Annotated in this window: 5 protein-coding genes; 2 read left to right on the top strand and 3 right to left on the bottom strand. The window is 72.6% G+C overall.

Annotated elements, in window-relative coordinates; translation table 11 throughout:
* The coding region (locus EEJ42_RS16100) for a protein kinase domain-containing protein (RefSeq protein ID WP_148081972.1) at nt 1-630 on the bottom strand (630 nt) is incomplete at its 3' end.
* Nucleotides 631-792: 162 nt separating this feature from the next.
* Nucleotides 793-2,901, bottom strand: a complete 2,109-nt coding sequence (locus tag EEJ42_RS16095) for a serine/threonine-protein kinase (RefSeq protein WP_123100622.1) — start codon at nt 2,899-2,901, stop codon at nt 793-795.
* A gap of 212 nt (nt 2,902-3,113) precedes the next feature.
* Between EEJ42_RS16095 and EEJ42_RS16090 the strand changes: the two genes are divergently transcribed.
* Entirely contained in the window at nt 3,114-4,268 is a 1,155-nt protein-coding gene (locus EEJ42_RS16090; RefSeq protein ID WP_246096767.1) for a serine hydrolase domain-containing protein, read from the top strand.
* A 29-nt stretch (nt 4,269-4,297) separates the two neighbouring features.
* On the opposite strand, the gene EEJ42_RS16085 is transcribed toward EEJ42_RS16090, so the two are convergent.
* Complete coding sequence (locus EEJ42_RS16085; RefSeq protein ID WP_123100620.1) at nt 4,298-6,004, bottom strand: glycerol-3-phosphate dehydrogenase/oxidase; 1,707 nt, start codon at nt 6,002-6,004, stop codon at nt 4,298-4,300.
* 245 nt (nt 6,005-6,249) lie between these two features.
* Between EEJ42_RS16085 and EEJ42_RS16080 the strand changes: the two genes are divergently transcribed.
* The gene (locus tag EEJ42_RS16080) at nt 6,250-7,521 is read left to right on the top strand and encodes a nucleotide sugar dehydrogenase (RefSeq protein ID WP_123100619.1); all 1,272 of its coding nucleotides are present in this window, start codon (nt 6,250-6,252) and stop codon (nt 7,519-7,521) included.
* Nucleotides 7,522-7,623: the final 102 nt, after the last annotated feature.

Genomic DNA, 7,623 nt, shown 5'->3' with positions numbered 1-7,623 from the left:
GGGCCCGGCACCGGGCTCGCCCGCGCCCGCGTCCGGCGGCCCCGGCACCGGGTCGTAGCCGCACAGCGCCTCCTCCGCGGCGCCCGCCGCCAGGCCCGTCAGCATCGCGCGGCCGTCGTCGCACAACAGCACCGTGCGGGTGGTGATGTTGCGGTGCGTCCAGCCGTGGGCGTGCAGCGCGCGGAGCGCCGTCAGCACGTCGTTGGCGACCTCGGCGGCGCGGTGGGGGGACAGGTTCCGCTCGGTGAGCAGCGCGGCGAGCGGGCGCCCGGCGACGAGTTCGCTGACGATCCACAGGCTTCCGGCCTCCGCGAAGACGTGGAAGACCTGACCGAGCCTCGGGTGGTCGGGGACCTGCGCGGCGGCGGTCGCCGCGTCCAGGGCGCGCCGTACGGCGGGGTCGCCGCCGCCCCGGGCGGTACGGGAGGCCCCGTTCAGCGCCCCGCCGGAGTGGCCGTCGTCGTCGACGACCTCGGCGTCGACGACTTCCGGAAGCGGTATCTGCCGCAGATGGACCTGCTGTCCGCTGTAGGTGTCGAAGGCGCGGGTCTCGGTGAACTCGTACGCGTCGGCGGGCGGCAGGGGCAGGCGATAGCGGCCGGCCAGCACCCGGCCCGCGAACTCGTCCACGACGCCTCCCCTAGCGCACGATCAGCGCGATCAACGTCCCTATATGCGATCAGCACAGCGCTAAGCCGTCAATTGTGGTCGTTTTGGCGGGTTCATGCGACTGCGCACGGTCTACGGGCACTCACGATACGGGCCCGCGCGACGCTTCGCCGACAGGAGTGCTCAGTCCGTGATGTCGAAGGTTTTGAACGCGGTGTCGCGCAGCGTCCGGCACTCCTTCTCGTCCCACTTGCTCGCCTCGCAAGTGATCATGATGGAGAAGCCATGGCTGTCGTCCACCTTGAAGCCGCGGTTGAGCACCCGTACGTGCTTGCCGTCCTGGTCACGCTCGAACTGCCAGTCCGCGACGGTCGGGTAGCCCCGCCACTCGATCGCCTTGATGCCCAGGCCCTTGTACCCGGACATGCTGCTCCGCGCGGCGGCCTCGCCCTTGCGCCACTCGGCCGCCGCGTCGGGCTTCGGGGAGGAGGTGAAGTCGATCTGAATACGCGGGATGCTGGAGCCGCCGTAGTACTTTCGGCTGCCGCTGTAGCTCCCGTTGTGCACCGACCATCCCTTGGGCATCGCCATGGTGAAGGGGAAGTCGGAGCTGTTGACGGTCTCGTAGCCGGACGGCACGGAGGCGCCCTTGCCCTCCTCCTTGCCGCCGCTGCCGCCGTCGTCCCCGCTCCCGTCCTTGCCCTTGCCCTTGCCGCCGTCGTCCGCGTCGTCGCCCTTGGACGTGTCCGCGTCCGTCTGCTCCGTCGATCCGCCGGAGGTCTTGCCGTCCGGGGCCTGGGTGTTCGCCCGGCCGGACGAACCGGCGTCCTTGCCGTTCTGCCGGTCGTCCGAGGTCCCGGACGACGCCGAGGCCTTGGCGCCTGACCCGCCCTTGGCGCTGTTGCCGTCGTCGCCGCTGAAGGCGATGGCGAGCACGGTGCCCACGATGACGACCACGACCACCGCGATGATGATCAGCGTCCGCTTGGACACCACATCGGTGATCGGGGCGCGGGGCGGCACCGGGCGATACGGGCTGGGCGCGCTCTCGGGCTTCCCGGAACCGGAGGACGAAGAGGAGGACGAAGAGGCAGCGGAAGAAGCCGAACCGGCGGCCGACTCCCCCTTCTTCGAGGACGTCGCGGACTTCGCCGACTGCGAAGACTGCGAAGACTGCGCCGACGGCGGTGCCTCGGAAGCCTTCGAGGACTGCGCGGCCTGCGCGGAGGCCGCGGACTTCGCCGCCTCGGCCTTCTTCGACGTCTCCGGCTTCTTCGCCGTGTCCGCCTTCTGCTCGGTCTTCGCGTTCCGTACGGACTTCAGCGCGCCCCGGGCCCGCTCCGCGACAGCCGCGGACTTGGTTCCCGCGGCGGCCTCGTCCTCCGCCGAGGGGGCGGGCGGCAGGCTCATGGTGCGGGTCGCGTCGGCGGGCGGGGTCTTCGCCGTGTCCTCGGGCGCGCTCAGGGCGTGCTCCAGCAGCGCCCGGGCCCCGGCGTCGTCCAGCCGCTGGTCGGGGTCCTTGTTCAGCAGGCCGTAGATGACCTCTTCCAGCGGGCCCGCGTTCTTCGGCGGCTCGACCGGCTCGGTCATCACCGCGGTGAGGGTCGCTATGGCCGTGCTCTTGTCGTACGGCGGTACGCCCTCGACCGCCGCGTACAGCAGGCCGCCCAGCGACCACAGGTCGGACGGCGGGCCGGGCTTGTGGCCGCGGGCCCGCTCCGGGGAGATGTAGGAGGGCGCGCCGACGAGCATGCCGGTGGAGGTGACGGACGGGTCGCCCTCGACCTGGGCGATGCCGAAGTCGGTGAGGACGACGCGGCCGTCGTCCGAGATCAGCACGTTGGACGGCTTCACGTCGCGGTGCAGGATGCCCGCCTGGTGGGCGGCGCGCAGCACGTCGAGGACGGCGAGACCGACCTCGGCGGCGCGCTGCGGGGTGAGCGGTCCGTCGTCCCGGACGACGTCGGCGAGCGAGCGGCCCTCGATCAGCTCCATGACGATCCAAGGGCGGTCGTCCTCGTCGACCACGTCGTAGACGGTGACGGCGCCGTTGCTGCGGATCCGGGCGATCGCCTTCGCCTCGCGCAGCGTGCGGGTGATGAGCCGTCTCTTCTCGTCTTCCTCGACGCTGGACGGGAAGCGCAGCTCCTTGACCGCGACCGTACGGCCGAGGGTCTGGTCGCTCGCGCGCCAGACGGTGCCCATGCCGCCCTGACCGAGAATCTCCCCCAGCCGGTAACGCCCGGCGAGGAGGCGCCCAGTCGAACCCTGCGTCTTCTCAGCCTCCGACATGCGACCCCTCTGCAAATCAACCCACCCTGAACCCACCCTGGGAGAGCCCCCATTGTCTCTCATCCACGACCCCGGGAAAGCCCGGGGTCCGGGCGCGGAGCGGGCACGGTGCGGCGGCCGTTCCGGCACCTGCGAACATCGGAGGGTCCGCAGGGAACGGAAAGGCCCGTGTCATGCCCATCTCCGCCATACGATGGCACAGGCGAGGCCGTATGCCGACCGTCGTGGCGCTGGTCGCGGCCATGGCGGTGGCGCTGACGGGCTGTACGGCGGACGCGGACGCGCAGGCGAGCGCGGGCGGGCGCCGGGAGGCGGCGGACCGCGAGGAGGGCCCCATACGGACGGCCCTGCGCGGGCTGGTGACCGACGGCGAGGCGCCCGGAGCGGCGGTGCTCATACGGGACGGGGGCGCGACACGGTTCGCCACGGCGGGGGTCGCGGACACCCGGACCGGGCGGCACATCCAGCGGGACGATCACTTCCGGGCGGGCAGCGTCACCAAGACCGTCATCGCGGCGGTGACGCTGCGTCTGACCGTCGAGGGGCGGCTCGACCTGGCCGACACGGTCGAGGAACACCTCCCGGGACTGGTCAGCGGCCATGGCAACAATGGCCGAAAAGTCACCCTCCGCCAGCTCCTCACCCACACCAGCGGGCTCTTCGACTACACGGCCGACCCGGTGCTGGCGCGTCAGCTGTCGGCCGCGGAGGGCACGGACGTCACCGGGGCCGACACGAAGACTCACAGCCCCGCCTCCCTGATACGGGCCGCCCTCGCGCATCGCCCGGCCTTCGCGCCCGGGGCGAAGTGGGCTTACTCCAACACCAACTACGTCCTGCTGGGCATGATCGTCGAGCGGGTCACCGGACGCTCGTACGCCGCCGAGGCCCGGCGCCGGGTCCTCGCTCCGCTCGCACTGCGCAACACCTCGTTCCCCGGCACCCGCACCACGCTCCCGGCGCCGCACGGCCACGCGTACGACGCGCGCGGCGGCGACTGGCGCGATGTCACCGACCTCGACCCGTCCGCCGCCGGAGCGGCGGGCGAGATGATATCCACGCTGGACGATCTGTCCCGGCTGCTCGGCTCGCTGCTGCGCGGCAAGGCGGTGCCGAAGTCCCAGCTGCGGCGCATGGAGGACACCTCGGCGTCCGGCGGCCGGTACGGGATGGGCCTGTTCCCGGTGAAGCTGCCGTGCGCGAGGACGGTCTGGGGGCACAACGGCCAGGTCAACGGCTCCTATGCGCTGGCCGTGTCCACCCGCGACGGCAGCCACACCCTGGTCTACCGCCTCAACAGCGACGGGCCACCGGACCCGGACGCCGAGACCGCCCTGCTCACGGCGGAGTTCTGCCCGGACCGCTGACCCTCCGGCGCCAAGCGGGGACGCACGTCCTACAGCGGCACGATGTCCGGTGCGCCCAGCCGGGCCGCGTCCGCCGTCAGGTCGTCCGGCTGCCGCTGCGATTCGCGCTCCGCTTCCACCCGCTTCTCGTAGTGCTCGACCTCCTTGTCGATCTGCTCCGGACCCCAGCCCAGCACCGGCGCCATCAGCTCGGCCGCCTCGCGGGCGCCGCGGGTGCCCCGGTCGAAGGTCTCGATGGAGATGCGGGTGCGCCGGGTGAGGACGTCGTCCAGGTGGCGGGCGCCCTCGTGGGAGGCGGCGTAGACGACCTCGGCGCGCAGATAGTCGTCGGCGGAGGTGAGCGGTTCGCCCAGCGACGCGTCGGCGGCGACCAGCTCCAGCACCTCCTCGGTGAGCGCGCCGTACCGGTTCAGCAGGTGTTCGACGCGGGCGACGTGCAGCCCGGTGCGCCGGGCCATGCGCGCCCGCGCGTTCCACAACGCCTGGTAGCCGACGGCGCCGACCAGCGGCACGTCCTCGGTGACGCAGGGCCCGACCCGCCGGTCGAGGCCGTGCACCGCCTCGTCCACGGCGTCCTTGGCCATGACCCGGTACGTCGTGTACTTGCCGCCCGCGACCACCACCAGGCCCGGCACCGGATGGGCGACCGTGTGCTCGCGCGAGAGCTTGCTCGTCGCGTCCGACTCCCCGGCCAGCAACGGGCGCAGCCCGGCGTAGACGCCCTCGACGTCGTCGCGGGTGAGCGGCACCGCGAGGACCTCGTTGACGTGTTCCAGCAGGTAGTCGATGTCGGCGCTGGAGGCGGCCGGATGTGCCTTGTCGAGGTCCCAGCCGGTGTCGGTGGTGCCGATGATCCAGTGCCGCCCCCAGGGGATCACGAACAGCACGCTCTTCTCGGTGCGCAGGATCAGCCCGGTCGTGGAGTGGATGCGGTCCCTGGGCACCACGAGGTGGATGCCCTTGGACGCGCGGACGTGGAACTGGCCGCGCTCCCCGATCAGCGCCTGCGTCTCGTCCGTCCACACCCCGCTGGCGTTCACCACCTGGCGGGCCCGGACCTCGAACTCACCCCCCTGCTCCAGATCGTGCACCCGGGCCCCGACGACGCGCGCCCCCTCGCGCAGGAAGCCGACCACCCTGGCCCGGTTGGCGACGTGCGCGCCGTACCGGGCGGCGGTGCGCACCAGGGAGGTGACGAAGCGGGCGTCGTCCACCTGGGCGTCGTAGTACTGGAGCGCGCCGACCAGGGCGTCCTTGCGGAGGCAGGGGGCGACGCGCAGCGCGCGGGTGCGCGAGAGATGGCGGTGGACGGGCAGCCCGCGGCCGTGCCCGGAGGAGACCGACATCGCGTCGTAGAGCGCGACGCCCGCCCCGGCGTAGACCCGCTCCCAGCCCCGGTGCTTGAGCGGGTAGAGGAACGGGACGGGCTTGACCAGGTGCGGAGCGATCCGCTCCAGCAGCAGTCCACGCTCCTTCAGGGCCTCTCTGACGAGGGCGAAGTCGAGCATCTCCAGGTAGCGCAGGCCGCCGTGGACCAGCTTGCTGGAGCGGCTGGAGGTGCCGGAGGCCCAGTCCCTGGACTCGACCAGTCCGGTTTCCAGGCCGCGGGTCGCGGCGTCGAGCGCGGTGCCCGCGCCGACCACGCCGCCGCCCACGACCAGCACGTCCAGCTCACGGTCCGCCATCCGGGCCAGCGCCTCGCCGCGCTCGACCGGTCCCAGTGCCGGTGTCTTCACCGCTGCCTCCCGTTGTGATCGACGTCACGACGCTCGCCTGATGATTTTCCTGGCTTTCTCCTCGCCGTGCCATGCCGCTGTGCCATGCCGGTCCGGGCCCTGGGCGGGCCGCTTCGCAGGCCGTCCCCTGCCGGTGACCGCAACACCGCGTCGCCACCCTCCGTCAATACTGAATACGAGTCATATTTCCGCTTAGTCTGCCTTTGCGCCATCCGGAATCGCCTCGGGAAGGACGGCTCGAAGTCATGCCCGCAGATCTCGCCGTCATCGGACTCGGTCACCTCGGCCTCCCGCTCGCCCAGGCCGCCACCGCCGCCGGTGTCCGTACGGTCGGCTACGACCCGGACTCCCGGGCCGCCGACGAGCTGCGGGCCGGGCGGCTGCCCACCGGGGCGGGCGACGGCTCGCTGACCGCCGCCGAGCTGCGCCGGATGATCTCCGGCGGCTTCCGGACCACCACCGACCCGGCCGAGCTGGGCCGGGTCCGCACCGCCGTGATCTGCTCCCCCACCCCGCTCGGCGAGGGCCGCCGACTGGATCTGTCCGCGGTCGGCGAGGCGGCGCGCGCACTGGCGGGTTGGCTGCGCCCGCACACCACTGTTCTGCTGGAATCCACCGTGTACCCCGGCACCACCGAGGAATTCCTGCGCCCGCTGCTGGAAGAGGGATCCGGGCTGCGGGCCGGGCGCGACTTCCACCTCGCCTACTCCCCCGGCCGCCTCGACCCCGGCAACCGCGTCTACGGCTACGCCAACACCCCCAAGGTCATCGGCGGCCTCACCGCCGCCTGCACCGAGGCGGCCGCCGCGTTCTACGGCCGCCTCACCGAGAAGGTCGTCCGCGCCCGCGGGCCGCGCGAGGCCGAGACCGTGAAGGTCCTGGAGACCAACTACCGGCACGTCAACATCGCCCTGGTCAACGAGATGGCGGCGTTCTGCCACGACAACGGCGTCGACCTGTGGGACGTGGTGCGCTGCGCCGAGACCAAGCCGTTCGGCTTCCAGTCCTTCCGCCCCGGCCCCGGCGTCGGCGGCCACGGCGCGCCGATCGAGTGCGACGGGATGACGCACCCGCAGCGCGGCCTCGGCCTCCCGCTGCGCATGGTCGAGCTGGCGCAGCAGGTCAACGGGCGGATGCCGGGCTACGTCACCCAGCGCTGTACGGCGCTCCTCAACGAGCACGGCAAGTCGGCGCGCGGCGCCCACGTCCTGCTGCTCGGCGTCAGCTACAAGCCGGACGTGGCGGACGAGGAGGGCTCCCCGGCGCGCGAGATCGCCGCCCGGCTGATGGAGCTGGGCGCCCAGCTGGGCTACCACGATCCGTATGTGCCGGGCTGGCGGGTGCTGGGCCGCCCGGTGCCGCGCGCGGACGCGCTGTACGAGGCGGCGGCCGAGGCCGACCTGACGGTGCTGCTCCAGCACCACCGCACCTACGACCTCCAGGGCCTGGCGGCCAAGGCCCAGCTGCTGCTGGACACCCGAGGCGCCAGCCCGGCGGGCACCGCCCACCGGCTGTAGCGGACCCGGGCCGGACACCACGGCCCACGGGCGCGGCCGGATCGCCGCGGCGCATGCGCCCCCGCCCTGGCGCCGCGTCACCGCCCACCGCGGCCGACACCC

The sequence above is a fragment of the Streptomyces botrytidirepellens genome (genome assembly GCF_003721215.1).
GTDB lineage: Bacteria > Actinomycetota > Actinomycetes > Streptomycetales > Streptomycetaceae > Streptomyces > Streptomyces himastatinicus.
The sequence above is the reverse complement of the archived record's forward strand: the minus strand, read 5'-3'. Positions and strand labels throughout refer to the sequence as shown.

Bases quoted from the DNA above. Each gene is read 5' to 3' on its own strand.
- EEJ42_RS16090 (WP_246096767.1), top strand. From the start codon at position 3,114: ATGCCGACCGTCGTGGCGCTGGTCGCGGCCATGGCGGTGGCGCTGACG.
- EEJ42_RS16095 (WP_123100622.1), bottom strand. From the start codon at position 2,901: ATGTCGGAGGCTGAGAAGACGCAGGGTTCGACTGGGCGCCTCCTCGCC.
- EEJ42_RS16080 (WP_123100619.1), top strand. From the start codon at position 6,250: ATGCCCGCAGATCTCGCCGTCATCGGACTCGGTCACCTCGGCCTCCCG.